General features: G+C 67.7%; 23 protein-coding genes and 1 pseudogene. 14 read left to right on the top strand and 10 right to left on the bottom strand.

Features of this window, described 5'->3' with window-relative positions; all coding sequences use genetic code 11:
• Positions 1–11 precede the first annotated feature (11 nt).
• Genes atpA through AC07Y4_RS12010 form a run of 6 tightly spaced genes read right to left on the bottom strand, consistent with a single transcriptional unit; the run spans position 12 to position 4,409 of the window.
• Complete coding sequence (gene atpA, locus AC07Y4_RS12035; protein ID WP_062480180.1) at positions 12–1,625, bottom strand: F0F1 ATP synthase subunit alpha; 1,614 nt, start codon at positions 1,623–1,625, stop codon at positions 12–14.
• Positions 1,626–1,672: 47 nt separating this feature from the next.
• Complete coding sequence (locus AC07Y4_RS12030) at positions 1,673–2,203, bottom strand: F0F1 ATP synthase subunit delta (protein ID WP_062480178.1); 531 nt, start codon at positions 2,201–2,203, stop codon at positions 1,673–1,675.
• Positions 2,204–2,210: 7 nt separating this feature from the next.
• Complete coding sequence (locus tag AC07Y4_RS12025) at positions 2,211–2,681, bottom strand: F0F1 ATP synthase subunit B (RefSeq protein ID WP_062480176.1); 471 nt, start codon at positions 2,679–2,681, stop codon at positions 2,211–2,213.
• A 33-nt stretch (positions 2,682–2,714) separates the two neighbouring features.
• A complete protein-coding gene (gene atpE, locus AC07Y4_RS12020) occupies positions 2,715–2,984 on the bottom strand; it encodes a F0F1 ATP synthase subunit C (protein WP_056576471.1) in 270 nt (89 codons plus the stop codon).
• A 49-nt stretch (positions 2,985–3,033) separates the two neighbouring features.
• The gene (gene atpB, locus AC07Y4_RS12015; RefSeq protein WP_095747009.1) at positions 3,034–3,912 is read right to left on the bottom strand and encodes a F0F1 ATP synthase subunit A; all 879 of its coding nucleotides are present in this window, start codon (positions 3,910–3,912) and stop codon (positions 3,034–3,036) included.
• Between the two features lie 26 nt (positions 3,913–3,938).
• Positions 3,939–4,409, bottom strand: coding sequence for an ATP synthase subunit I (locus tag AC07Y4_RS12010; RefSeq protein ID WP_056576477.1), 471 nt, complete (start codon positions 4,407–4,409; stop codon positions 3,939–3,941).
• A 137-nt stretch (positions 4,410–4,546) separates the two neighbouring features.
• Between AC07Y4_RS12010 and AC07Y4_RS12005 the strand changes: the two genes are divergently transcribed.
• From AC07Y4_RS12005 to ispC, 14 genes and pseudogenes are all read left to right on the top strand, one after another.
• Complete coding sequence (locus AC07Y4_RS12005; protein WP_487847393.1) at positions 4,547–5,440, top strand: D-amino acid aminotransferase; 894 nt, start codon at positions 4,547–4,549, stop codon at positions 5,438–5,440.
• Complete coding sequence (locus AC07Y4_RS12000) at positions 5,437–5,745, top strand: YbeD family protein (protein WP_095747011.1); 309 nt, start codon at positions 5,437–5,439, stop codon at positions 5,743–5,745. Before AC07Y4_RS12005 ends, AC07Y4_RS12000 begins: the two co-directional genes overlap by 4 nt.
• The gene (lipB, locus tag AC07Y4_RS11995) at positions 5,742–6,419 is read left to right on the top strand and encodes a lipoyl(octanoyl) transferase LipB (RefSeq protein ID WP_062480168.1); all 678 of its coding nucleotides are present in this window, start codon (positions 5,742–5,744) and stop codon (positions 6,417–6,419) included. The genes AC07Y4_RS12000 and lipB overlap by 4 nt, the downstream gene beginning before the upstream one ends.
• Positions 6,420–6,426: 7 nt before the next feature.
• Positions 6,427–7,410 carry a lipoyl synthase gene (gene lipA, locus AC07Y4_RS11990; protein ID WP_062480166.1) on the top strand — a complete coding sequence of 328 codons (984 nt, stop codon included), beginning with the start codon at positions 6,427–6,429 and terminating at the stop codon, positions 7,408–7,410.
• A 405-nt stretch (positions 7,411–7,815) separates the two neighbouring features.
• Positions 7,816–9,656, top strand: a pseudogene (gene dxs / locus AC07Y4_RS11985) (1-deoxy-D-xylulose-5-phosphate synthase).
• 34 nt (positions 9,657–9,690) lie between these two features.
• Entirely contained in the window at positions 9,691–10,632 is a 942-nt protein-coding gene (locus AC07Y4_RS11980; RefSeq protein WP_487847394.1) for an SAM-dependent methyltransferase, read from the top strand.
• Between the two features lie 27 nt (positions 10,633–10,659).
• Positions 10,660–11,583, top strand: a complete 924-nt coding sequence (locus AC07Y4_RS11975; RefSeq protein WP_487847395.1) for an SAM-dependent methyltransferase — start codon at positions 10,660–10,662, stop codon at positions 11,581–11,583.
• A gap of 124 nt (positions 11,584–11,707) precedes the next feature.
• Positions 11,708–12,580 carry a polyprenyl synthetase family protein gene (locus tag AC07Y4_RS11970; protein WP_487847755.1) on the top strand — a complete coding sequence of 291 codons (873 nt, stop codon included), beginning with the start codon at positions 11,708–11,710 and terminating at the stop codon, positions 12,578–12,580.
• A gap of 49 nt (positions 12,581–12,629) precedes the next feature.
• Positions 12,630–13,730, top strand: a complete 1,101-nt coding sequence (locus AC07Y4_RS11965) for a Rieske 2Fe-2S domain-containing protein (protein ID WP_487847396.1) — start codon at positions 12,630–12,632, stop codon at positions 13,728–13,730.
• Between the two features lie 25 nt (positions 13,731–13,755).
• On the top strand, positions 13,756–14,709 hold the full coding sequence (gene ispH, locus AC07Y4_RS11960; RefSeq protein WP_487847397.1) for a 4-hydroxy-3-methylbut-2-enyl diphosphate reductase: 954 nt from the start codon (positions 13,756–13,758) through the stop codon (positions 14,707–14,709).
• Between the two features lie 55 nt (positions 14,710–14,764).
• Entirely contained in the window at positions 14,765–15,913 is a 1,149-nt protein-coding gene (locus tag AC07Y4_RS11955) for a Rieske 2Fe-2S domain-containing protein (RefSeq protein ID WP_216360110.1), read from the top strand.
• Between the two features lie 35 nt (positions 15,914–15,948).
• A complete protein-coding gene (locus AC07Y4_RS11950; RefSeq protein ID WP_070063787.1) occupies positions 15,949–16,938 on the top strand; it encodes a terpene synthase family protein in 990 nt (329 codons plus the stop codon).
• Positions 16,939–17,015: 77 nt separating this feature from the next.
• Complete coding sequence (gene ispG / locus AC07Y4_RS11945; protein WP_487847398.1) at positions 17,016–18,314, top strand: flavodoxin-dependent (E)-4-hydroxy-3-methylbut-2-enyl-diphosphate synthase; 1,299 nt, start codon at positions 17,016–17,018, stop codon at positions 18,312–18,314.
• 10 nt (positions 18,315–18,324) lie between these two features.
• Complete coding sequence (gene ispC, locus AC07Y4_RS11940; protein ID WP_487847399.1) at positions 18,325–19,572, top strand: 1-deoxy-D-xylulose-5-phosphate reductoisomerase; 1,248 nt, start codon at positions 18,325–18,327, stop codon at positions 19,570–19,572.
• Positions 19,573–19,666: 94 nt separating this feature from the next.
• Here the strand turns inward: ispC and phnY are convergent, their stop codons facing one another.
• From phnY to psrA, 4 genes are all read right to left on the bottom strand, one after another.
• On the bottom strand, positions 19,667–21,124 hold the full coding sequence (gene phnY / locus AC07Y4_RS11935) for a phosphonoacetaldehyde dehydrogenase (protein WP_487847400.1): 1,458 nt from the start codon (positions 21,122–21,124) through the stop codon (positions 19,667–19,669).
• A 21-nt stretch (positions 21,125–21,145) separates the two neighbouring features.
• Positions 21,146–22,393 carry a phosphonoacetate hydrolase gene (gene phnA, locus AC07Y4_RS11930; RefSeq protein WP_487847401.1) on the bottom strand — a complete coding sequence of 416 codons (1,248 nt, stop codon included), beginning with the start codon at positions 22,391–22,393 and terminating at the stop codon, positions 21,146–21,148.
• A gap of 44 nt (positions 22,394–22,437) precedes the next feature.
• On the bottom strand, positions 22,438–23,754 hold the full coding sequence (locus AC07Y4_RS11925) for an MFS transporter (protein ID WP_062480079.1): 1,317 nt from the start codon (positions 23,752–23,754) through the stop codon (positions 22,438–22,440).
• Between the two features lie 114 nt (positions 23,755–23,868).
• Positions 23,869–24,963 carry an iron-containing alcohol dehydrogenase PsrA gene (gene psrA / locus AC07Y4_RS11920; protein WP_447747618.1) on the bottom strand — a complete coding sequence of 365 codons (1,095 nt, stop codon included), beginning with the start codon at positions 24,961–24,963 and terminating at the stop codon, positions 23,869–23,871.
• Positions 24,964–25,107: the final 144 nt, after the last annotated feature.

The raw sequence follows: 25,107 nt of genomic DNA, 5'->3' as shown, positions 1-25,107 counted from the left end.
CAAAAGGTCGCTCAGGCGAACGACTTCTTGAACGAGGTGGCTGCTGCCAGCAGTTCGGCTTCGGCGTCCTGGCACACCTTCTTGAAGGCCTGCTTTTCCGCGCTGTCATCCGGCTTGGCCGGCTTGACGTCCCACTTGGCACCATGCTTTTCCATGGTTTCGAGCAGGGCGGCGTGGCTCGTCTTCAGCAGCTGGTGGAAGCCGTGTTCGAACGGGAGCACCTTCTTGACGTCGATGTCGTCCATGAAGCCCTTGTTCACTGCGAACAGCGTGGCATTCATCAGCGAGATCGGCAGCGGGCTGTACTGGGTCTGCTTGAGCAGTTCCGTCACGCGCGCACCGCGGTCGAGTTGCTTGCGGGTCGCTTCGTCCAGGTCGGAAGCGAACTGCGCGAACGCGGCCAGTTCACGGTACTGGGCCAGGTCGGTACGGATACCGCCCGACTGGTTCTTGATCAGGTTGGTCTGCGCCGACGAACCTACGCGCGACACCGAGATACCGGCGTTGATGGCGGGACGGATGCCGGCGTTGAACAGGCTGGTTTCCAGGAAGATCTGGCCGTCGGTGATCGAGATCACGTTGGTCGGAACGAAGGCGGACACGTCGCCGGCTTGCGTTTCGATGATCGGCAGGGCCGTCAGCGAACCGGTCTTGCCCTTGACTTCACCCTTGGTGAAGGCTTCGACGTAGTCGGCGTTCACGCGGGCTGCGCGCTCGAGCAGACGGCTGTGGAGATAGAACACGTCGCCGGGGTAGGCTTCGCGGCCTGGCGGGCGGCGCAGCAGCAGCGACACCTGACGGTAGGCCACGGCTTGCTTGGACAGGTCGTCATAGACGATCAGGGCGTCCTGGCCGCGGTCGCGGAAGTACTCGCCCATCGTGCAGCCCGAGTAGGCCGACACGTACTGCATGGCAGCCGATTCGGAGGCCGAAGCAGCCACCACGATGGTGTAGTCCATCGCGCCGGCTTGTTCCAGCGAGCGCACCACGTTCTTGATCGACGAAGCCTTCTGGCCGATCGCAACGTAGACGCAGGTCATGTTCTGACCCTTCTGGTTGATGATCGCGTCGATCGCCACTGCCGTCTTGCCGGTCTGGCGGTCACCGATGATCAGCTCGCGCTGGCCACGGCCGACGGGCACCATCGAGTCGATGGACTTCAGGCCGGTCTGCATCGGCTGGTCCACGGACTTCCGTGCGATCACGCCCGGAGCGACCTTTTCGATCACGTCGGTCATCTTGGCGTTGATCGGACCCTTGCCGTCGATCGGCTGGCCCAGTGCGTTCACCACGCGGCCGATGAGCTCGGGGCCCACGGGCACTTCCAGGATGCGGCCCGTGCACTTGACGGTGTCGCCTTCGGAGATGTGCTCGTACTCGCCCAGAATCACGGCGCCGACCGAGTCGCGCTCGAGGTTCAGCGCCAGGCCGAACGACGGCGTGCCGTCAGCCGTGGGCGGGAATTCCAGCATTTCGCCTTGCATCGCGTCCGACAGGCCGTGCACGCGCACGATGCCGTCGGTCACCGAGACCACGGTGCCCTGGTTGCGGATGTCGGCGCTGACGCCAAGGCCTTCGATACGGCTCTTGATCAGTTCGGAAATTTCTGCGGGATTGAGTTGCATGACTCTTTCCTTCTTTCAATAAATAGGGCCAACCGCGGCTCGCCGCCTCAGGCGGTGAGCGCTGCTTTCATTTGTTCGAGACGCGCCTTGACGGAGGTGTCGAGGACTTCGTCCCCCACCACCACACGGATGCCGCCGATCAGCGAAGGATCGGATTCCACACGCGTGTTCAGCGGGCGACCGAAACGGCGCTGCAGTGCCACGGCGACCTCGGCGAGACTCGCCGCGTCGATCGGGAAGGCGCTGTAGATCACCGCGTCGGCCGTGCCGCCCTTGGCGTTCTTGAGCTCGCGGTACTGGGCCGCGACTTCAGGCAATGCAGCAAGCCGGCCGTTGTCGATCACCGTGCGCAGGAAGTTCTTGCCGGTGTCCGGCAAGGCTTGCGGCAGCAGACCGGAGATCAGATCGAAGATCTGTTCCGGCGACACCTTCGGGTCGGCAGCGAACTGCAGGAGCTGCGGATCGGCAGTGATGGCGGCCAGCTGGCCGATCCATCCGGCCGTGCCTTCGAGGTCGCTCGAAGTAGCCCCGAAGAGCGCGTCCGCGTAGGGGCGGGCAATGGTCGCAAGTTCGGCCATATCGTCCTCAGAGCTCGGTCTTCAGGCGCTGGAGCAGGTCGGCGTGGACACCGGCATTGACTTCCTTGCGGAGAATCTGCTCGGCCCCCTTGACGGCCAGCGCAGCAACCTGCTCACGCAGGGCTTCACGGGCACGCACGGACTGCTGTTCGGCTTCGGCGTGCGCGTCGGCCACGATCTTGTTGGCCTCCACCGTTGCACGGCCCTTGGCCTCTTCGATGATCTGCTGGGCGCGGCGCTCGGCATCGGCCAGGCGGCTGGTGGTCTCGTTGCGAGACTGAACCAGTTCCTGCTCGACGCGCTGGTTGGCGGAAGCGAGTTCAGCCTTGGCCTTCTCGGCGGCCGCCAGGCCCGCAGCGATCTTTTGTGCGCGTTCATCCAAAGCCTTCGCGATGGGCGGCCACACGAATTTCATCGTGAACAGCACCAGCAGCAGGAAGACGATGGCCTGAACGAACAGGGTCGCGTTGATACTCACGGCAACACCTTTCTGGAGTGGCGTTGAACCGGCTTACTTGGGCAGGTTGGCCAGCAGGGTCGCGGCGAACGGGTTGGCGAAGGCGAACAGCAGGGCGATGGCCACGCCGATCAGGAAAGCCGCGTCGATCAGACCAGCCAAGATGAACATCTTGGTCTGCAGGTCGTTCATGAGCTCAGGTTGACGGGCCGACGATTCCAGGAACTTGCCACCCATCAGCGCGATGCCGATGGAAGCACCGATGGCGCCGAGACCGACGATCAGACCACAAGCGAGAGCGACGAGACCGAGAATGTTTTCCATGATGACTCCTTAGAACAGATTTAAAGCAAACGAAAAGAAAAAGGGAAACTCAATGCGCCTCATGCGCCTGGCCCAGATAGATCAGGGTCAGCATCATGAAGATGAAAGCCTGCAGCGTGATCACCAGGATGTGGAAGATCGCCCAGACAGTGCCGGCAATGATGTGCCCGATGGGCAGCAACACACCGGAGAACGAGGCCGCCATGGCACCGCCCATGAGGGCGATGAGCATGAAGACGAGCTCGCCCGCATACATGTTGCCGAACAACCGCATGCCGTGCGAGACCGTCTTGGCCAGGTACTCGATGACCTGCATCAGCAGGTTGACGGGCCACAGCAGAGGGTGGGCACCGAAGGGCGCGGTGATCAGCTCGTGGCCCCAGCCGCCCAGGCCCTTGACCTTGACGCTGTAGAAGAGGCACAGGAGCAGCACGGAAGTCGAAAGACCGAGCGTGGTCGAGAGGTCGGCGGTCGGCACGGCACGCATGTAGGCGTGGTGCGGATCGTGGCCCAGCGCCGAGTAGACCTGGGTCCAGATGGCCGGCAGGAGGTCGACCGGCAGCATGTCCATCGCGTTCAGCAGGAAGATCCAGACGAACACGGTGAGCGCCAGCGGGGCGATGAACTTGCGGCTGGCGGCGTTGTGCACGTTGGCCTTGGCCTGGTTGTCGACCATCTCGACCAGGATCTCGACCGCCGCCTGGAAACGGCCGGGCACGCCGGGCGTTGCCTTGCGGGCAGCCAGCCACAGCACGAAGCAGCCCAATGCGCCGATGATCAGCGCGTAGAGCACCGAGTCGAGGTTGATGACGTTGAAGTCAACAATGGCGGATTGAACGACGGGCTTGAGGCTCCAGTCGACTTGCCAGTGCTGGAGGTGGTGAACGATGTATTCACTCGCGGTCGGGGCGTGTCCTTCGGCGGCCATCTTTCAGCGTCTCTCTTCCAAAACAGTCAAATCCGGTTCAAAAATTTGGGCCGCACCAGCAGTGCCACCCAGTACATCTTCATGGCGACCACCACGCCAGCCACCATGGCCAGCCAGACGAGCCCCCCGATCAGCCACGGCGCCGCGGCCAGCAAGGCAACGGTCAGCGCGATCTTGATCATCTCCCACACAAAAAACCTCAACATGACAGCCTGCGACGGCATGCCCGGTTTGCGCCGGACACCGCGGACAAACAAGGCCGCGGGGATCGCTACTGTCATGGCTCCGTAAAACGCCGAGATTGCAGCCTCGGATCGCGCCGTCCAGATCCACGCCAGGCAAGCTACCACCACGCCTGCAGCCACTTGGGCTGCGATCACCCACCAGGGTGACAGCTCGGGGTTTTGCTCGCGCAACTTCTGGGCCTCTTCGGCCGTCAGTGGCTTGAAATCGGATTCTTCGGCGTCAACCTCAGGGACAGGGGCGTTGGTTGTCATTCGAATGCACCCCGTGTTTGTCCCCGGAGAATTTTACAAAGCCATTGATTATAAGTAAAACCTAGCGGGGTCCCGCCATAACGTGACACTTCGTCGACAGTTCTGCACCGAGTGTGGCGTCCGCCCATAATTTGCGGATGCAAGACATCACCTCGGCACTGCCCGACACGCCGTGCTTTCTCAACGGCGAATTCACCCCTCTGCGCGACGCGAAGATCAGCGTCCTCGACCGCGGCTTCATCTTCGGCGACGGCATCTACGAAGTGATCCCCGTCTACTTCGGCGCGCCCTTCTGCTTCGATGAACACATCGCGCGCCTCGAGCGCTCGCTGGCCGAGCTGCAGATCGACAACCCCTACTCGCGCGACGAATGGCGCGCCATCGCAATGCAGCTTGCCGCGCCGCAGGGCAAGGCACCGCAGGCGATCTACTTCCAGGTCTCGCGCGGCGTGGCGCCGCGCGACCACGTGATGGTGCGCGGCCTGCGCCCCACCGTGTTCGCGATGGTGAACCCCCTGCCGCCGGTGGCCGATGCGGTGCGCGCCAAGGGCGTGGCCTGCGTCACCGCCGACGACTTCCGCTGGCAGAAGGCCCACATCAAGAGCACCAGCCTGCTGGGCGCGGTGCTCGCGCGGCAGATCAGCGTCGAGGCCGGCGCGACCGAGACCGTGATGTTCCGCGGCGACTCGCTCAGCGAAGCCTCGTCGAGCAACGTGTGGATCGTGAAGGACGGCACGCTCATCGGCCCACCGAAAGACAACCTCGTGCTGACCGGCATCCGCTACGGCCTCCTCGAGCGCCTGTGCCAGGACAGCGGCATTCCCTTCGCGCTGCGGCGCGTGTCGCGCGACGAGGTGTTCGGCGCCGACGAACTGCTGCTGTCCTCGGCCACCAAGGAAGTGTTGCCCGTTGTCACACTCGATGGCCGGGCCATTGGCAATGGCCATCCCGGCCCCATCTACCAGAGCTTGTATGCCGCCTACCAACAGGCCAAGCAACGCAACGCCGACGCGCCAGGAGCCACCGCATGACCGACACAACGCCCCCTACCGACACCGCATCGATCCCCGATCCGCGCAAGGAATCGCTGATCGAGTACCCCTCGCAGTTCCCCATCAAGGTGATGGGCGCGAAGGTCGACGGCTTCGTGCATGCCATCACGCAGATCGCCGAGCGCTTCGACCCGGCCTTCGACGCGACCACGGTCGAGCTGCGCGACAGCAAGGCCGGCAACTACCTGGGCGTGACCATCACCGTCACCGCCACCAGCCGCGAGCAGCTCGACGACCTCTACCGCGCCCTGTCCGCGCACCCGATGGTGAAAGTCGTTCTTTGACGCCCCTCGAAGCGCAGTGGCTCGGCCGGGCCGACTACCTCGCCACCTACGCGGCGATGCAGCGCTTCACGCAGGAGCGCACGCCCGAGACGCCCGACGCGCTATGGATCTGCGAGCACGACCCCGTGTTCACGCAGGGGCTGGCGGGCAAGACCGACCACATCCTGGCCCCCGGCCCGATCCCGGTCGTGCAGACCGACCGGGGCGGGCAGGTCACCTTCCACGGCCCCGGCCAGGTGGTGGCCTACCCGCTCATCGACCTGCGGCGCGCGGGCTACTACGTCAAGGAATACGTCTACCGCATCGAGGAATCGGTGCTGCGCACGCTCGCCCACTTCGGCGTGACGGGCCACCGCGTGGCGGGCGCGCCTGGCATCTACGTGCGCCTGGACGACCCGTTCTCGCACGCCGCCCTCACCGGCCCGATGCCCGGCGCCGACCCGTTCCGGGGCCTGGGCAAGATCGCCGCGCTGGGCATCAAGGTGAGCCGCCACGCCACTTACCACGGTGTGTCGCTCAATGTCGCGATGGACCTCGAACCCTTCTCGCGCATCAACCCTTGCGGCTACGCGGGGCTGCAAACGGTCGACCTTTCTACAATCGGCGTCCAAACCACATGGGAAGAAGCCGCCAAAGTGCTGAGCCAAAAGCTCGGGGCTTTCCTGGCTCCTTGACACACCAATGAGCACCACCGAAGTCGTCCGCGACGCCCAGAGCGCCGAAACCTACAACCCGCTGGCCAAGCAGAAGGCCGCGGCCAAGCTCTCGCGCATCCCCGTCAAGGTGGTGCAGACCGGCGAAGTGCTCAAGAAGCCGGAATGGATCCGCGTGAAGGCCGGCAGCCCGACCACGCGCTTCTACGAGATCAAGCAGATCCTGCGCGAAAGCAACCTGCACACGGTCTGCGAAGAAGCCTCGTGCCCGAACATCGGCGAATGCTTCGGCAACGGCACGGCCACCTTCATGATCATGGGCGACAAGTGCACGCGCCGCTGCCCGTTCTGCGACGTGGGCCATGGCCGCCCCGACCCGCTGGACAAGGACGAGCCGCTCAACCTGGCCAAGACCATCGCCAAGCTGCGCCTGAAGTACGTGGTGATCACCAGCGTCGACCGCGACGACCTGCGCGACGGCGGCAGCCAGCACTTCGTCGACTGCATCAGCAACATCCGCGAGCTCTCGCCGATGACGCAGATCGAGATCCTGGTGCCCGACTTCCGCGGCCGCGACGACCGCGCGCTGGAAATCCTCAAGGCCGCGCCGCCGGACGTGATGAACCACAACCTGGAAACCGCGCCGCGCCTGTACAAGGAAGCGCGCCCGGGCAGCGACTACCAGTTCAGCCTGAACCTGCTGAAGAAGTTCAAGGCGCTGCACCCCAACGTGCCGACCAAGAGCGGCATCATGGTCGGCCTGGGCGAGACCGACGAAGAGATCCTGCAGGTGATGCGCGACATGCGCGCCCACGACATCGACATGCTGACCATCGGCCAGTACCTGTCGCCGTCGGGCTCGCACCTGCCGGTGCGCCGCTACGTGCACCCCGACACCTTCAAGATGTTCGAGGAAGAGGCCTACAAGATGGGCTTCAGCCACGCGGCCGTGGGCGCGATGGTGCGCTCCAGCTACCACGCCGACCAGCAGGCGCACGCCGCCGGCGTCTGACGGCACCGCCCGAGCGCCCGCCCTGCGCGGGCGTCGGCGCTCCCCTCTCCCCCTGACCTCATACCGCGGCCGTTTTCGAACGGCCGTGGCGGTCGTGCGCGCGCGCCGCGCCATCCAAAAAACTGATTAAAACCTCGGGGGTAAATAACCCGGGGTATCAAAAAATTTGCAGCCGCATTCGCTTGCGCGTGCCAAATCCATCCCCTACGCTGACCTCCTGATTTCGCCTGACCCGGAATTAAAAACCCGGAGCCGACGCGCTTTCAGATTCCCTCGGAGGCTTTGACAAGGAAATTGAACCGTCAATTTCCAAGGCATTGTTTCGTCCGAAATTAGCCAGTACCGCATCGCATAAAAAATTCAGTCGCCACGGCCCGCGCGTTTCCATCTCACGGAGAAACAGGAATGCATGCCCTGCTCGAAGCCATCGATTCGCCCCATTCGCTGCGCCAGCTCGGCATTGCGCAATTGCCGGGCCTTGCGGATGAATTGCGATCCTTCATCGTCGACAGCGTGTCCCGCACGGGCGGCCACTTCGCCTCCAACCTGGGCACGGTCGAGCTGACGGTCGCCCTGCACTACGTGTTCGACACCCCGCGCGACCGCATCGTCTGGGACGTGGGCCACCAAAGCTACGCCACAAGATCCTGACCGGCCGGCGCCAGGCCATGCCCACCCTGCGCCAATTCGGCGGTATTTCCGGATTTCCCAGGCGCACCGAATCCGAACACGATCATTTCGGCACCGCGCATTCCAGCACGTCAATTTCCGCCGCCCTGGGATTTGCGCAGGCCGCACGCATTTCCAATTCGACCGACCACGCCATTGCGGTGATCGGCGATGGGGCCTTGAGCGCCGGCATGGCTTTCGAGGCCATGAACAATACGCAGGCCTGCGGCCGCCTATTGGTGATATTGAACGACAACGACATGTCGATTTCGCCGCCCGTCGGCATGCTGCGCCTTTATCTGGGCGGATTGATTTCAGAACGCGCCTATGCCAGCGCCAATGAAGCCAGCCGGCAAAGATTGCGCGCCATGCGCCCGGCGCTGGCCCCCTGCGAGCCCTCGGAGCTCGGCCTGTCGCCCGCCACCCTGTTCGAGCAATTCGGCTTCCACTACACCGGCCCGATCGACGGCCACGACCTGGGCGCGCTGATCCCGGCCCTGCAGAAGCTGCAGGCGCAGCCGGGCCCGCAGCTGCTGCACATCGTCACGCAGAAGGGCCACGGCTACCGCCCGGCCGAGCAGGACCCGGTCCTGTACCACGGCCCCGGCAAGTTCGACCCCGCCGTCGGCATCAAGACCGCCCCCGCGTCAGCCCCCGCCAAGCCGACCTACGCCCAGGTCTTCAGCGACTGGCTCTGCGACGAGGCCGAGGCCGATGTGCGCGTGGTCGCCATCACGCCGGCCATGCGCGAGGGCTCGGCGCTGATGGACTTCGAGCGGCGCTTTCCCGAGCGTTACTTCGACGTCGGCATCGCCGAGCAGCACGCCGTGACCTTCGCCGCGGGCCTCGCGGCGGCGGGGATGCGGCCCGTGGTCGCCATCTACTCGACCTTCCTGCAGCGCGCCTACGACCAGCTGATCCACGACGTGGCCTTGCAGAACCTGCCGGTCGTGTTCGCGGTCGACCGCGCCGGCATCGTCGGCGCCGACGGCGCGACCCACATGGGCGCCTTCGACGTCGCCTACCTGCGCTGCATTCCGAACATGGTCGTGATGGCCGCGTCCGACGAGGACGAGTGCCGCCAGATGCTGCACACCGCCCTGCGCCACGACGGCCCGGCCGCCGTGCGCTACCCGCGCGGCGGCGGGCCCGGCGCGCTGCCCGTGCGCGCGCTGCAACCGCTGCGCATCGGCCGCGGCCAGGTGCGGCGCGAATCGACGCAGCCCATGGGCGCGCGCATCGCCATCCTGGCCTTCGGCACCATGGTCGCGCCCAGCCTGGCCGCCGCCGACCTGGTGCTGTCGCTTGCCGAGACGCACGACGTGCTCGTGACCGTCGAGGAAGGCTGCGTGATGGGCGGCGCCGGCGCCGCCTGCCTCGAATCACTGGCCGCGCAGGGCGTGCTGATTCCGTCGCTGCACCTGGGCCTGCCCGACGAGTTCGTCGAGCACGGCGACTGCGCCCGATTGCTTGCTGCCCACGGCCTGGATGCCGACGGCCTGGTGCAGTCGATCCAGGCGTTCTTCGATGCCAACGCCCCCGCGTTCCGCACGGCTCGCATGAGCCTCGTTTCCTGAAACCCACCGTGACCGCCAGCCACAGGAGAACCCGATGAGCACAGCCACCGCACGCCGTATCGATGCGCCCGCCCCGCCTTCGCTTCAAGTGATCCGGGGTGCCGAGGCCAACCCGTACCACGCCAAGGTCGAGTACACCTACCAGGACGACCCCGAGGACTGGCGCAAGGCCATCGGCGAGGACCTGATGTTCCAGTTCGGCGTCTACGACGACCCGCGCTCGGTGCCGCCGATCTCGCTCAACGAATCGGGCCTGCGCTACTTCGACCAGCAGATGGAGATCGCGGGCCTGGACCAGCCGCCGCCCTTCCCCATCCGGCGCATCCTCGACGTGGGCTGCGGTTGGGGCTTCGGCCTGCGCTACCTCGCGGAGCACTTTCCGCAATGCCGCCAGCTCGACGGCATCAACATCAGCGAGACGCAGCTCGCGCACTGCGCCCGCTACCACGCCCAGCAGCACCTGAGCGACCGCGTGAACCTGTACCTGTGCGATGCGCAGGACGTCGCCCTGCTGCCCAACCCCGACACGCCCTACGACCTGGTGACGATCCGCGGCGTCATCTCGCACTTCCCGAACGACCTGTACGAACGCTCGATGAAGCAAGTGGCCGCGCGCATGCGCCCGGGGGCCAAGGTCGTCATCTCCGACAACCTCTACAACATCCCGCTGGACAACTACCGCTCCGACATCGAGGACGAGGTCGACCGCCTCGCCTGCAAGCACCGCAAGACGCCGGCCTACTTCCGCCGCGTGCTCGAGGAGAGCGGCTTCGTGGTGGAAGACATGCGCGTGCTCCCGCGCAACATCGACGTGGCGCGCTGGTTCACCGACGTGAAGGAAAACATCGAGAAGAACTTCACGCCGGACACCATCCCGCCGCCGCTGGAGGAGCTGCGCGTCATGGCGGTCAGCCTCTCGGTCGCGCTGATCAAGGACAAGTTCTCGACCTACAGCGTCATCGCGCGACGCGTCTGAATTTCCCCCACCAGGAGCGCCCACACCATGCAAGCATCCGCGCAAGCCGTCGGCATCGACGTCATCCACAGCCGCAGCCTCGACCACTACCAGGACAAGATCGAGCAGGTCTATGCCGACACGCCCGACCAGTGGCGCAAGGCGATCGGCAACGAGCTCTGGTACCAGTACGGCGTGTTCGACGACAAGATGGACCCGCACGACCTTCCGCTCGACGCCTCGGGGCGGCGCCACATGGAGCACCAGTTCGAGCTCGCCGAGCAGGCCGGCGCCGACCTCTCGCCGGCCACCGTGCGCCGCGCGATCGACATCGGCTGCGGCTGGGGTCCGGTGCTGAAGTTCATCGCGCAGCGCTACCCGCAGTGCGCGCGCATCGACGGCGTGAACGTGAGCCGGCCGCAGCTGGAGTGCGCGCGCGAACTCATCGCGCACGAAGGCCTGGCCGACCGCGTGCGGCTGTACCAGTGCAACGCCAAGGACATCGGCGAGCTGCCCGATGCGCAGGTGCCCTACGACCTGGCGATCCTGCGCGGCAGCCTGATCCACTTCACGCCCGAGGTGCTGGAGCAGGCCATGGCCTCGCTGTCGGCACGCATGCGCACGGGCGGCACGGTCATCATTTCGGAGAGCCTCTACAAGGTGGACCTGGCGACCTACAAGTCGCACATCCCGGACAAGGTCGACCGCGCCGCGTCGGGCTACCGCAAGACGCCCGATGGCGTGAAGCAGGTGCTCGAGCGCCACGGCTTCGCGGTGCTCGACCAGCGCGTGCTGCCCTCGAACGCGGAGGTGATCCGCTGGTACGGGCTGGTCAAGGACAACCTGGACGCGCACCACCCGACCAGCAAGACCGCCACGTTCACCGAGCTGCGCGACATCGCCGTGAGCTTCTCGGACGCGCTGCGCAAGGACAAGGCCTCGTCGTTCAGCTTCATTGCGCGGCGGACCTGAGTCCCGCGCACCGACCCGACCCCACCCCGGGAAGACCTGAGTGAACCAAGAAGCTCCGTGGCAGGACGAGGCACGCGCGGTCCCGCGCACCGGCATCGAACCCGCCGGTGCCTTCGACGCGTGGATGCAGGGCACCACCCGCCGCATCGAAACGGCCCTCGACCTGCACCTGCCGCCGCCCGACACCCGGCCCACGCGCCTGCACGAGGCATTGCGCTATGCCGCGCTCGGCGGCGGCAAGCGCATCCGCCCCTTGTTGTGCCAGGCGGCGGGCGCCCTCGCCGAAGCGCCGCCCGATGCGCTCGACGCCACGGGCGCCGCCATCGAGATGGTCCACGTCTACTCGCTCGTGCACGACGACCTGCCCGCGATGGACGACGACGACCTGCGCCGCGGCAAGCCCACCGTGCATGTGGCCTACGACGAAGCCACCGCGATCCTCGTGGGCGACGCGCTGCAGGCGCAGGCCTTCTTCACGCTGAGCGAACTGCCGCTGCCGGCCGAGCGTCGCATCGCGCTGGTGCGCGAGCTGGCGCAGGCCGCCGGCTCTCGCCACCTCGTGGGCGGCCAGGCCATCGACCTGCAAAGCGCGGGCCGGTCGCTGAGCCAGCCGGCGCTCGAACAGATGCACCGCATGAAGACCGGCGCGCTGATCCGTGCGGCCGTGCGCATGGGCGCGCTGTGCGGCCTGGCCGACACGCCGGTCAACGCCGCGCTGTACCGCGCGCTCGACGACTACAGCAACGCCATCGGCCTGGCCTTTCAGGTGGTCGACGACATCCTCGACGCGACCGCCGACACGGCCACGCTGGGCAAGACCGCCGGCAAGGACGCCGACGACGACAAGCCGACCTGCGTGTCGATGCTCGGCCTGGCGGCCTCGCGCGCGCTGGCCGGCGAACTGCGCGAACGCGCCCACGCCGCGCTTGCACCGCTCGGGCCCGGGGCCCGGCGTCTCGGCCAGCTGGCCGACCTGGTCATCCAGCGCGCGCACTGAGCCGCCCGCGCACAGGTGCGTCCCCCCCTTCGAACAAGGAGCCTCGGCCATGACTGAACCCTCGACCCGCCTCATGACCGGCCCCCACGCCGGCGAGCACGCCCCGCGCCTCGTGAGTGCCCGCAAGCCGCTGCTGCACACGCGCAGCGCCTCGGGCGACACGCGCATGCCGCTGCCCTACACCAACGGATGGTTCGCCGTGTGCTTCAGCCACGAAGTCAGGCCGGGCGCATTGATCACCGTCCCGTTCATGGGACAGGACCTGGTCGTCTACCGCACGGCGTCGGGCCTGCTTCGCGTCATCGAGCCGTACTGCCCGCACCTGGGCGCCCACCTCGGGCACGGCGGCACGATCGACGGCGAGCACCTGACCTGCGCGTTCCACGGCCTGGTGTTCGGTCCCGATGGCGCGTGCGTGCGCGCCTGCCCGGGCCAGACCCCGCCGCGCACAGCGCTGACGAGCCGCCACGCCAAGGAAGCGAACGGCGTGGTCATGGTGTGGCGCCACAGCGAGGACATCCCGCCCGAATGGGACTTTCCGAGCCTCGACCTCGACGACCGCATCTACCCGCAGTACGGACAGCGGGAACTCGACGGCTACGGCGACGCCGTGGGAGAGAACAGCGTGGACATGATCCATTTCGGATCGCTTCACGGCCTCACCGAGGCCGCGATGACGCACGAGATGGAGCAGCACACGCTCACCGTCTCGATCAGCGCGCGCTGGAAGGGCAAGCGGCTGAACATGCGCCTGACCAACTTCGGCCTCGGGCACACCCGGGCGGAAAACGAGATGCCGGAGTTCGGCCTGCGGGTCACGACGCTGGTCTATGCCACGCCCATCGCACCGCTGCGCTGGACCTTCCGCTGGATCGACATCCCCAGCGTCGCGCGGTTCGACGGTTGGCCCTCGCCCGCCAGAAAGCTCGCCTACCGCGTGCTCAACCCCATGGCGCATCGCTGGCTGATCTCGTTCTCCAGCGAGGACATGCCGTTCTGGCGCACCCGCGCCTTCCTCAAGCGCCCCGCCCTCATGGCGGGCGACCGCTCCATCGCCGCCTTCCGCCGCTGGTCCGCGCAGTTCTATCCCGCCACCCCGCCCGGCGACGCGGACACCGAGCCGGTCCTGAGAGCGTCGGCGGAACGATGAACCACCCCCACCAGGAGCTCCCACCATGCGCGTCATCCTTGCCCAGCCCCGAGGCTTCTGCGCCGGCGTCGTGCGGGCCATCGACACGGTGGAGCACGCGCTGCGGCGCCACGGCACACCGGTGTACGTGCGCCACGAGATCGTCCACAACAAGCACGTCGTCGACGGCCTGAAGGCGCAGGGCGCGGTGTTCGTCGAAGAACTCGCCGAGGTGCCCACCGACGCGGTCGCGATCTTCAGCGCGCACGGCGTGAGCCGCGCGGTGGAAACAGAAGCCCGCGCGCGCGGCCTGCGCGCGATCGACGCCACCTGCCCGCTGGTCACCAAGGTGCACGAGCAGGGGCGCCGCTATGCCGCCAAGGGCTATGCGCTGATCCTCATCGGCCACGCCGGGCACCCCGAGGTGACGGGCACGCTGGGGCAGATTCCGGCGCCTGTCACGCTGGTGCAGACCGAGGCCGACGTGGACGCGCTGGTGCTCGATGCCGACGCGCCGCTGGCCTACATCACGCAGACCACGCTGTCGGTCGACGACACGCGCGGCATCATCGACGCGCTGCAGCGGCGCTTTCCGCAGATCGTCGGCCCCGACACGCGCGACATCTGCTACGCCACGCAGAACCGGCAGACGGCCGTGCGCGAACTGAGCCAGCAGGTCGACGTGGTGCTGGTGGTCGGCGCGCAGAACAGCTCCAACTCGCAGCGCCTGCGCGAGATCGCGGCGCAGGCCGGCGTGCGCAGCTACCTCATCGCGCAGGGCAGCGAGCTCAAGCCCGACTGGGTGCGCGACGCCGGCGCGGTGGGCGTCACCGCCGGCGCCTCGGCGCCCGAGACCATGGTGCAGGACGTGGTCGCCGCGCTGCGCCGCCTGGCCGAGGTGGAACTGCTGACGCTGCCCGGGCGCGAGGAGCACGTGGTGTTCCGGCTGCCGGCCGAACTCGCCGCGGAGGCCGCCGCCGCCGAGGTGGCCACGCCATGACGCCGGGTGCGCGCATCGCCGCGCCCGCGCACGCCCACCGTCAACGGAGAAGATGATGACGAGAACTGCAGCCCTCCCCCAGGCCACGGCCAGCGACGTCGCCCCGCCCGCATCCGGCGGCATGCCATCGAACAGGCGCAGCACCGTGGGTGAAACACGCGCACCGCTGCCCTACCCCGACGGCTGGTTCTCGGTCTGCTTCAGCCGGGACCTCCCACCGGGCACCGTGCGCACCGTGCCCTTCATGGGCCAGGACCTGGTGCTGTACCGGACGGCCGCGGGGCGCGCCTGCGCCATCGACCCCTACTGTCCGCACCTGGGGGCCCACCTCGGCGTGGGAGGCAAGGTGCAGGGCGAGGAACTGGTCTGCCCGTTCCATGGCCTGGCGTTCAGCCCCGAGGGCGGCTGCGTGCGCACCGGGCAGGGCACCACGCCTCCCGATGCATCGCTCACGCTGCGCTACACGAAGGAAGTCAACGGCGCGGTGATGGTGTGGGCGGACCACGAGAACCGGCCGCCGAACTGGGAGGTGCCCGAGCGCGACCTGAGCGCGTTCGCATCGCCGCCGCAGCACAGCAGCCACGAGATGCGCGGCTATCCCCAGGACACTGGCGAGAACAGCGTCGACCAGGTGCATTTCGGCTGGCTCCACGGACTGACGGACACCGCCGCGACCTACGAGGTGGGCGACTGCTGGATGGAAACGCTGCTGACCGCGCGCTGGCACGGGCAGCCGATGCGCATGCGCATGCGGCAGTTCGGCATGGGCCATGTGCAGGCGGAAAGCGAGATGTCCCGCATCGGTTTTCGCGTGATCACGATGCTGTACTCCACGCCCACCGCGCCCATGGAATGGACCATGAGCTGGATCGACACCTTTGAGCTCGCGCTCTTCGAACGCCTGCCCCGGCCGCTGCGACGGGCCGCCTATGCGCTGCTGGGTCCGGTGGCCAAGCGCTGGCTGGCCAGCTTTGCCCAGATCGACTTTCCGATCTGGAACGCCCGCGCCTTCCTCGGCCGTCCCAAGTTGCTCCGGGGCGATCGCGGGATTGCGGAGTTCCGGCGCTGGTCTGCCCGGTTCTATCCGCCGTCGTCCACCGACAAGCGCGTCTTTCCCATCCGCCCGGTGCCGCCGGTCTCGTCGGCGGCCTCGGGTGCGGGCGCAGCCGGTGCATCGGCAGAGCCCCTCGCGCCTGTTTCCTGACCCACGGCCCACCCCAAGACCACCGGAACCCCACCATGAACTACCCCGACCGCATCGTCTTTCCCGAAGTGAGCTTCCATATCCCGGAGATGTTCTGCAGCGTGCCCCCGAAGATCCACACCGACTACCCGGTGATCGACGAGCGCAATGCCGCCTGGGGCCGCGAGTTCCTGCCGTTTCCGGACGAAGCGACGCGGCTGAAATTCCTGCGCCTGCACCTTCCGATGTGGGATTGCCTGCTGTTTCCGATCGGCTCGGCCGACCGCATCTTCCTGACCTCGTGCGTGACGGGCCTCATCCTGGCCATCGACGACATGCCGCTGGGCCGGCACGCGGTGTGCGGCGACGGCGACGTCGCGCTGCTGGAAGGCCACCCGCTGGCACGCGCGGCCGCGGACATCTTCGGCCGGCTCAGGCAGTCCATGTCGCCGCAGGTCTACCGCCGCTATTGCCTGGAGTGGAAGGCCTGGTTCGACAGCGTGGAAGTGGAGGCCGGGCTGGTGGCCGAAGGCAAGGTGCTGCCGTACGACGAGTTTCTTGCGCTGCGCCATCCCAACACGGGGCTGCTGCCCTACTTCCCGGTCTCCGAGTTCATCTACGACCTGGACCTGACCGAGCTGCTGGCGCAGGACGCCGACCTGCAGCGCGCCATCCTGGCCACCAACGAGCACGTCGCGCTGGTCAACGACCTGCTCTCCCATCACAAGGAGCATGCCGTGGGCGTGACCCTCAACGCGATGGAAAGCCTGCGCATGGCGCACGGCCACAGCCCGCAGGAGGCCGCGGACATCCTCTGCCAGCGCATCCGCGAGGCCGACCGCACGCGCGTCGACGCCTGCGAGCTGCTGCGCCGCCGCTACGCCCATCGCCCCGACGCCGATCGCTTCGGCCTGTACCTGGACAGCTTCGGCCTGATGTGCGCCGGCAACCTGCGCTGGATCCTGGAGAACGACCGCTACGTGGACAGCCGCGGCAACGGCTGGGACTGGACGCGCTCGCGCCACGTCGTGCTCGACCGCCCGTAGCGCCAGGGTGCCGCCACGATGGACCAAGGAGCCTCGACCATGCCCGGATCATCAACGCGCGTCGGCAAGGCCACGCCATGAAACCGCCCGTCGCACGCCGCCGCTCGCGGCAGGTGCGCGTCGGCACCGTGCGCATCGGCGGCGACGCGCCCGTGGCCGTGCAGGCCATGACCAACACCGACACCGCCGACGCGGCCGCCACCGTGGCACAGGTCGCTGCGCTCGCGCGCGCCGGGGCCGAGCTGGTGCGCCTCACCGTGAACAACGAGGAGGCCGCCGCGCAGGTGGCGCCGATCCGCGACGCGCTCGCGCGCCAGCAGGTGCACGTGCCGCTGGTGGGAGACTTCCACTTCAACGGCCACCGCCTGCTCGCGCAGTACCCCGACTGCGCGCAGGCGCTGACCAAGTACCGCATCAACCCGGGCAACGTCGGGCGGGGCGACAAGCGCGACGCGCAGTTCTGCCAGCTCATCGAGATCGCCTGCCGCCACGGCAAGCCGGTGCGCATCGGCGTGAACTGGGGCAGCCTCGACCCCGCGCTGCTGGCGCGTCTGATGGACGCCAATGGGCAGGCGGCGCAGCCGCAGCCGGCCGACGAGGTGATGCGCCAGGCGCTCATCGTCTCGGCGCTGGAGAACGCCGCGCGCGCCGAAGACGTCGGCCTGCCGCCCGATCGCATCGTGCTGTCGGCCAAGGTGAGCCAGGGGCAGGACCTGATCGCCGTGTACCGCGAGCTCGCCGCGCGCTGCGACTACCCGCTGCACCTGGGCCTGACTGAAGCCGGCATGGGCTCCAAGGGCATCGTGGCCTCGGCCACCGCGATGGGCGTGCTGCTGCAGCAGGGCATCGGCGACACGATCCGCGTGTCGCTCACGCCCGAGCCGAACGGCGACCGCACGCGCGAGGTGCTGGTGGCGCAGCAGATCCTGCAGTCGATGGGCCTGCGCGCCTTCACGCCCAGCGTGACGGCCTGCCCCGGCTGCGGGCGCACCACGAGCACCTTCTTCCAGTCGCTGGCCAGCCAGATCGAAGGCTGGCTGCACGCGCAGGCGCCGGCCTGGCGCGTGCGCTTCCCGGGCGTGGAAGACATGCACGTGGCCGTGATGGGCTGCGTGGTCAACGGCCCCGGCGAGAGCCGCCTCGCGCACCTGGGCATCTCGCTGCCGGGCTCGGGCGAGCAGCCGGTGGCGCCGGTGTACATCGACGGCGAACGCGCGCTGACGCTCAAGGGCGAGCACATCGCCGACGACTTCACGCGGCTGGTCGAGACCTACGTGGCCGCGCGCTACGGCGCCGATGCCGAGGCGAGCGAGCGACTCGGTGCGTGGATGAAGCCGTCTTCGCGCGAGCGCGTCGTGCCGATCGCTGCCGTCTGAAGGCACCGCCATGGCCACGCAACGCCTCACCCTGCTCGGTGCCACCGGCTCGATCGGCGACAGCACGCTCGACCTCGTGGCGCGCCACCCCGACCGCTTCACGGTGCATGCGCTGACGGCGCACCGCAACTTCGACAAGCTCTTCACGCACTGCGTCGCCTTCCGCCCCGAGGTCGCGGTGGTCGGCGATGCGCGAGACGCCATGCAGTTGCAGGCGCGGCTGCGCGCGGCCGGCCTGCGCACCGAGGTCATGCACGGCCCGCAGGCGCTGTGCGAGGTCGCGCAGTCGGCGGGCTGCGACACGGTGGTGGCGGCCATCGTCGGTGCGGCGGGGTTGCTGTCGTCGCTGGCGGCGGCGCGCGCGGGCAAGAAGATCCTGCTGGCGAACAAGGAGGCGCTCGTGATGTCCGGCGCGCTGTTCATGCGCGCGGTGGCCGCGCACGGCGCCACGCTGCTGCCGCTGGACAGCGAGCACAACGCGATCTTCCAGTGCCTGGCGGGCGCGCCGGCCGGCGGCGCGGGCGTGCAGCGGCTGGTGCTGACCGCGTCGGGCGGGCCGTTCCTGCACCGCCCGATCGAGGCGCTGGACCGCATCACGCCCGACGAAGCGTGCGCGCACCCGACCTGGCGCATGGGCCGCAAGATCTCGGTCGACTCCGCGACGATGATGAACAAGGGCCTCGAGACCATCGAGGCCCGCTGGCTGTTCGCGATGCCGCCCGAGCGCATCGAGGTGGTGATCCACCCGCAGAGCGTGATCCATTCGATGGTGGCCTATGCCGACCAGTCGGTGCTGGCGCAGCTGGGCCGCCCCGACATGCGCACGCCGATCGCGCACGCGCTGGCCTGGCCCGAGCGCATCGACTCGGGCGTGGCGCCGCTGGACTTCCTGCAGCTCGCCCACCTGAGCTTCGCCGCGCCGGAGCTGAAGCGCTTTCCCTGCCTGCGCCTGGCGCTGGAGGTGCTGCGCGAGGGGTGCGCGGCGAGCGTGACGCTCAATGCGGCGAACGAAGTGGCGGTCGATGCCTTTCTGAACGGGCGCCTGCGCTACACCGACATTGCGCACGTGGTGGAAGACTGCCTGCAGCACGCGCCCTCGTCCGCGCACGAGAACCTGGACGACATCCTCGCCGCCGACGCGCAGGCGCGCGTGCTGGCGGGTCAGGCGATCCAGCGTGCGGCGTTGCGGTCTCCGTCGCCGGCTGTCCCGCTTTCCGAGTCGATCACCTTGGCCGAAGGCATGGGCGCGCGGCTGTAGCGCGACAGCCATTTGGCCGCCACGGCCAGCGCCATCGGCGGTGGGGTCTCCCGTACGGCGCGCGATGCGCCAAGCGCCTCGTGCGCCGCGCCGGTCACCATGGCAGCGAGTAGGTCTTGGTGTTGGTGAAGCTCTTCATCGCTTCGAGCACGCCTTCCTTGTAGCCCAGGCCCGAGTCCTTGATGCCGCCGAAGGGCGTGAGCTCCAGGCGGTAGCCCGGCACCTCGCGCACGTTGACGCTGCCCACGTTCAGCTCGCGGATGAAGCGCGTGATGTAGTCCAGCCGGTTCGTGCAGATCGACGACGACAGGCCGTAGGCCGTGCCATTGGAGATGCGGATCGCCTCGTCGATGTTCTTGAAGCGGATCACGGGCGACACGGGGCCGAAGGTCTCGTGCTTGGCGACGGTCATCTCGGGGTCGACGTGGTCGAGCACGGTGGGCGAGTACAGCGCGCCGCGGCGTTCGTTGCCGTACAGCAGCTTGGCGCCCGCTGCGATGGCTTCGTTCACGACCGCTTCGAATTGCTTGGCCGCTGCTTCGTCGATCACGGTGCCCATGTCGGTGTCTGGGTCCATCGGGTCGCCGTACTTCAGCGCGCGGGTCTTTTCCACCAGCAGTTCGACGAAGCGGTCAGCGACCGATTCGTGCACCAGCATGCGCTTCACCGCCGTGCAGCGCTGCCCCGAGTTCTTGTACGACCCGTTCGCAGCCAGCGTCGCCGCCTCCTCGATGTCCGCGTCTTCCATCACGATGATCGGGTCGTTGCCGCCCAGCTCCAGGATCTGGCGCTTGTAGGTGGCCTTGCCCGCGATGTACTTGCCGATGGGCACGCCACCCGTGAAGGTGACGAGGTCGACGTCGGCATTGGTCAGCAGCTCGTCGGCGATCTCCTTCGGGTCGCCCGTGAGCACCGACAGCATCTGCGGTGGCAGGCCCGCTTCGTACAGGATGTCGGCCAGCAGGAAGGCCGTGAGCGGCGTCTTCTCGCTGGGCTTCAGGACGATGCGGTTGTTGGTCGCAATGGCCGGCGCCACCTTGTGGATCACCTGGTTCAGCGGGTGGTTGAACGGCGTGATGGCGGTGATGGCGCCCAAGAGCGGCTCGCGCATCGTGTAGACCTTGCGGCTCTTGCCGTGGTGCGTGAGGTCGCAGGAGAACACCTGGCCGTCGTCCACCAGCGCCTGGTTGGCGGCGAACAGCAGCACGTCGGAGGCGCGGCCCACTTCGTACAGCGAGTCCTTGCGCGACAAGCCCGATTCGAGCGTGATGGTGCGCGACATCTCGTCCAGGCGCGAGGCGATGATCTCGCCGGCGCGCATGAGGATCTTGTAGCGCTCGTAGCGCGTGAGCGTGGGCTTGTAGTCGCGGGCGATGCGCAGGGCGTTGCGCACGTCGTCCAGCGTGGCCTTGGGCACGGTGGCGATCACCTCGCCGGTGTACGGGTAGGTGACCTCGATGGTGCGGTCGCGATGGACTTTCTCGCCCGCGATGCGCAGCGCTTCGCGGTACACGGTGCCGGGCTTCAGGGCGGCGTGGTCGGACTTGCTCATGGAATGCTCCGTCAAATAAGTTCAGGCGGCGGCCACCAGTGGGCCTTGGGCGTGGTTCAGTGCGAGGTCGAGCGCGTCGAAGTTGCGCAGCCGGCGCGTGCTCGCCACGCCCGCGACGGGGCGGTTGCAGATCAGCGGCACCTTCTGCTCCGACACGCCGCCGTGCGAGCGCAGCGGCACTTCGAGCGCCGTGAGGTCGTGGCGCGTGGCCGAGGTGCCGATGACGGTGCTTTGCTCGCTCACCACCACGATGTCGCCGATGCGGTCGGGCGGCAGCTCGAAGCGCTGTGCGGCCTCCTTGCGCGAGAGCACGAGCTGCATGCCGGGGATGCGCTGGATGCGGTCGATCCAGCCGGGCACCTCGTCTTCGCTGGGCACGTACACGGTGGCGAACGAGCCGAGCGCGCCGTGGTGCACCACGTACGGATCGGTGATCGGCAGGATCACGCGCGCGCGGTCCGGGCCATACCAGCCGTCGAGCACGTCCTGCAGGTAGATCACGTTCGGCGAGCCGTCGGCGCCGTGCTTGTCGTTCATGCCGTGGTCGGCCGTGAGCACGATGGTGGCGCCGAGTGCGTCGAGCTGCGCGAGGTAGCCGTCCATCATTTGATAGAACGCGTTGGCGGCAGGGCTGCCCGGCGCGGCCTTGTGCTGCACGTAGTCGGTGGTCGACAGGTACATCAGGTCGGGGCGGCGCGATTCCATCAGCTTCACGCCGGCGGCGAACACGAACTCCGAGAGCTCCGCGCTGTACACCGAAGGCACGGGCATGCCGACCATGTCGAGCACGTTGTCGATGCCGTTCTCCTCCATCGTCACCTGGTCCGACTTCTCGGACGAGAAGCAGATGCCCTTCATCTGGTGGCCCAGCAGCTTGCGCAGCTTGTCCTTGGCGGTGATCACGGCGAGCTTGGCGCCCGCATCGGCAAAGGCGGCCAGCACGGTGCCGGCACGCAGGTACTTGGGGTCGTTCATCATCACTTCCTGACCCAGCTCGCGGTCGAAGAAGTAGTTGCCGCAGATGCCGTGCACCGCGGGCGGCGCACCGGTCACGATCGACAGGTTGTTCGGGTTGGTGAACGAAGGCACGACGCAATCGGCGAGCAGGTCGGCGCCGCCTTTGCGCATGGCCTCGAGGTACGGTGCCACGCCAGCGGCAATGGCCGCATCGAGGTACGCCGGCTCGCAGCCGTCGACGCAGACGACGACGACCGGGCGGACCATCCAGCGGTAGCTGCGGCCGTTCACTTCGAGTGAGTCGGATTTCATGAAGAGATGCTCCTTGGCAAGTTGGGTGTGTCGGTGCGCGGGCTTCAGCGGCGGATGAACAGCGCGATGAAGGCACTGATGAGGCAGCTGGCCGCGACGATGGGAAACACCACCGAGGTGCTGCCCGAGTGGTCCAGCATCCGGCCGATCAGCGGTTCGCCCAGGCCGGCCAGCAGGTACGAGAAGAAGTTCATGACACCGGTGGCGGTGCCGGCGCGCTTGGCGCCCACGAGGTCGGGGCACAGGGCCCAGAACGACGAGGCCGGGCCGTAGACGAAGAAGCCCGCCAGGAACAGCAGCCCCAGGCCGAGGATGCTGGTGGGCAGCAGGTACATGCCCATCGAGGCGATGGCGCCCAGCAGCATGTACAGCACGATGGCCTTGTAGCGCTTGGAGCCGAACACCTTGTCGGAGATCCAGCCGTTGGTGAGCGCACCGAAGGCCATGCCCACGGGCAGCGCCACCGAGATCCAGGCCGGGTCGATCATGCCGTCGGCGGCCTTGGCCCAGTCCTTGCCCAGGAAGTGCACCGGCACCCAGACGATGAGGCCGTAGCGTGCGGCGTTCTGGAAGCCGATGGCCAGCGCGGCGATCATCAGCTTGGGGTTGCTGAGCACGGCCTTGTAGCGCGACCAGGAGCTTTCTTGCGGCTCGCCGTCGGCCACGCCGGCCTTGTCGGCTTCCTGCGGGTTGTTGTTGGCCACGCCGGTGTCAGGCGACTTGAAGCCCAGGTCTTCCGGCCGTTCGCGGGCGATCAGGTAGAAGGCGATGCCGCCCACCAGCATCAGCAGCACGGGGAGCCGGAAGATCCAGCGCCAGTCGAGGTGCAGCACGTTGACGACGATGATCGAGGTCACGAACGACAGCACCGAGGCGCAGCCGGCGGCGAACACGTAGAAGCCGTAGACCTTGCCACGCTCGCCCGCGCCCCACCAGTTCGACAGCAGCCGGCTGCCCGGCGCCCAGCCCAGGGCCTGGAAGTAGCCGTTGATGCCCCACGGGATCGCCAGGCTCTTGAAGCCGACCGCGAAGCTCACGACCCAGTTGGCGGCGCACGAGAGGATGGCGCCGGCGGTCATCACGCGGCGTCCGCCGAACTTGTCGCCCAGGTTGCCGTTGATGGCCTGCCCGACGGCATAGCACCACAGCAGCGAGGTCGAGGCCCAGCCGAGCATTTCCTTGGAGAGGCCGAACTCCTTCTGGATGCCCGGGATGGCGAAGCCGAAGGTCTGCCGCCCCGTGTAGAAGAAGAAGTAGCAGAACATGGCCGCCAGCAGCATCCGCCACTGCGCCTTGCGGAACGAATTGTCGAGGGGGCGTGCGTAGGTGCCCGCCTGCAGGATGGGATTGGCCGCTTGCATGGTATGTCTCCTTGTCTTGACGGGCATGGGGCCCGTGGGGCCGGCTCGATGGCCGGCATGCTGTCTGTCTTGTCTGGCTGTCTCTGTCTTTTCTCGCTGCGCAGTCCCCGCCTGTCAGGCCAACGCCGCCGCGCCGATGAAGTTCTTGCCGCGCGCCCCGTCCATGGCCCGCGCGATCATGGCCGCCGCTTCGCTGTCCGCAACGCCATAGTCGGCAAACTCGGTCTTCACGCCAAGCCCCTGCAGGAAAGCCCGCAGTCGCTGCGTGGCGGTCGCCAGGTCGGTGCCGAACAGCAGCTGCAGCGTCCGGTCGCGGTCGGGCGAGCGGGCCCACGCTTTTTCCAGCACGAGGGGCAGCGTGAACGAGCAGGCGATACCGTGGGCCAGGCCGTGGCGCAGCGTCATCTCGTAGGAGATGGAATGCGCCAGCGCCGTCTTGGTGTTGGAAAACGCCATGCCGGCCTTCAACGCGGCCAGCGCCATGCGCTCGCGCAGGTCGAGGTTGCCCAGGTCTTTGAGCAGCGCCGGCAGGCAGTCGAAGATGTCACGCACGGCCGAGACGGCGAAAGTGTCGGAGACCGGGTTGGCGTTGACGTTCCAGATCGCTTCGAGCGCGTGCGAGAGCGCATCGAGCCCCGTCGACACCGTGGTGCCCGCCGGCACCGAGAGCATGAGCTCGGGGTCGACGATGGCGGCCTCGGGCCAGGTGGCGTCCAGGTGCAGCGAGTATTTCTTCTGGTTGCCGGCGTCCCAGATGGTGGCCCACGGCGTCACTTCGCTGCCGGTGCCGGCGGTGGTCGGCACGGCGATCAGCGGCTTGACGCTGGCGGGCACGAAGGGCTTGCCGGTGGCCAGCAACGCGACGAGTTCGTCGAACTGCCCGTTGGCCGTACCCACCATCAGGGCCTTGGCCGTGTCGATGGCGCTGCCGCCGCCGACCGCCACGATGGCGTCGCAGGGCGCGTCCGATTGCCAGAAGGTGTTGTACAGGTCGCGCAGGTGGGCGACGTCGGGGTTGGGGCGCACGTCGTCGATGACGGTGACGAGCGCGTCGCCCAGCAGCGCCTGCAGGCGATCGACCAGGCCCAGCCCGCGGGCCTCGGGGAAGGTGACGAGGGCGACGCGGCGCCCCGCGAGGAGCGCGGGCAGCCGGGCGAGGCTGCCTCGCCCGGAATGAATGGACACGGGGTTGCGGTAGGCGTGGGGCATGTTTTTTGTCTCCGGTTTCTGTCTGGGTCGCAGTGTCGAAGCGGCGCACCGGGGCGTCCAATCGCATTTCGCGCGTGCACTCGGTCCAAAACCGATGGATGCCTTGGGGAAAGCCTGCATAGGCGCCAGCGCCGCATCTGAGGG

This window comes from Variovorax sp. GW460-12-1-14-LB1 (assembly GCF_059423605.1).
This window is presented reverse-complemented; position numbering and strand designations above follow the sequence as displayed.

Excerpts from the sequence above, each read along its gene's own strand:
- atpA (WP_062480180.1), bottom strand. The coding sequence starts at position 1,625 with ATGCAACTCAATCCCGCAGAAATTTCCGAACTGATCAAGAGCCGTATC.
- AC07Y4_RS12030 (WP_062480178.1), bottom strand. The coding sequence starts at position 2,203 with ATGGCCGAACTTGCGACCATTGCCCGCCCCTACGCGGACGCGCTCTTC.
- atpE (WP_056576471.1), bottom strand. The coding sequence starts at position 2,984 with ATGGAAAACATTCTCGGTCTCGTCGCTCTCGCTTGTGGTCTGATCGTC.
- atpB (WP_095747009.1), bottom strand. The coding sequence starts at position 3,912 with ATGGCCGCCGAAGGACACGCCCCGACCGCGAGTGAATACATCGTTCAC.
- AC07Y4_RS12010 (WP_056576477.1), bottom strand. The coding sequence starts at position 4,409 with ATGACAACCAACGCCCCTGTCCCTGAGGTTGACGCCGAAGAATCCGAT.
- AC07Y4_RS12005 (WP_487847393.1), top strand. The coding sequence starts at position 4,547 with ATGCAAGACATCACCTCGGCACTGCCCGACACGCCGTGCTTTCTCAAC.
- AC07Y4_RS12000 (WP_095747011.1), top strand. The coding sequence starts at position 5,437 with ATGACCGACACAACGCCCCCTACCGACACCGCATCGATCCCCGATCCG.
- lipA (WP_062480166.1), top strand. The coding sequence starts at position 6,427 with ATGAGCACCACCGAAGTCGTCCGCGACGCCCAGAGCGCCGAAACCTAC.
- AC07Y4_RS11980 (WP_487847394.1), top strand. The coding sequence starts at position 9,691 with ATGAGCACAGCCACCGCACGCCGTATCGATGCGCCCGCCCCGCCTTCG.
- AC07Y4_RS11975 (WP_487847395.1), top strand. The coding sequence starts at position 10,660 with ATGCAAGCATCCGCGCAAGCCGTCGGCATCGACGTCATCCACAGCCGC.
- AC07Y4_RS11970 (WP_487847755.1), top strand. The coding sequence starts at position 11,708 with ATGCAGGGCACCACCCGCCGCATCGAAACGGCCCTCGACCTGCACCTG.
- AC07Y4_RS11965 (WP_487847396.1), top strand. The coding sequence starts at position 12,630 with ATGACTGAACCCTCGACCCGCCTCATGACCGGCCCCCACGCCGGCGAG.
- ispH (WP_487847397.1), top strand. The coding sequence starts at position 13,756 with ATGCGCGTCATCCTTGCCCAGCCCCGAGGCTTCTGCGCCGGCGTCGTG.
- AC07Y4_RS11955 (WP_216360110.1), top strand. The coding sequence starts at position 14,765 with ATGACGAGAACTGCAGCCCTCCCCCAGGCCACGGCCAGCGACGTCGCC.
- AC07Y4_RS11950 (WP_070063787.1), top strand. The coding sequence starts at position 15,949 with ATGAACTACCCCGACCGCATCGTCTTTCCCGAAGTGAGCTTCCATATC.
- ispG (WP_487847398.1), top strand. The coding sequence starts at position 17,016 with ATGAAACCGCCCGTCGCACGCCGCCGCTCGCGGCAGGTGCGCGTCGGC.
- ispC (WP_487847399.1), top strand. The coding sequence starts at position 18,325 with ATGGCCACGCAACGCCTCACCCTGCTCGGTGCCACCGGCTCGATCGGC.
- phnY (WP_487847400.1), bottom strand. The coding sequence starts at position 21,124 with ATGAGCAAGTCCGACCACGCCGCCCTGAAGCCCGGCACCGTGTACCGC.
- phnA (WP_487847401.1), bottom strand. The coding sequence starts at position 22,393 with ATGAAATCCGACTCACTCGAAGTGAACGGCCGCAGCTACCGCTGGATG.
- AC07Y4_RS11925 (WP_062480079.1), bottom strand. The coding sequence starts at position 23,754 with ATGCAAGCGGCCAATCCCATCCTGCAGGCGGGCACCTACGCACGCCCC.
- psrA (WP_447747618.1), bottom strand. The coding sequence starts at position 24,963 with ATGCCCCACGCCTACCGCAACCCCGTGTCCATTCATTCCGGGCGAGGC.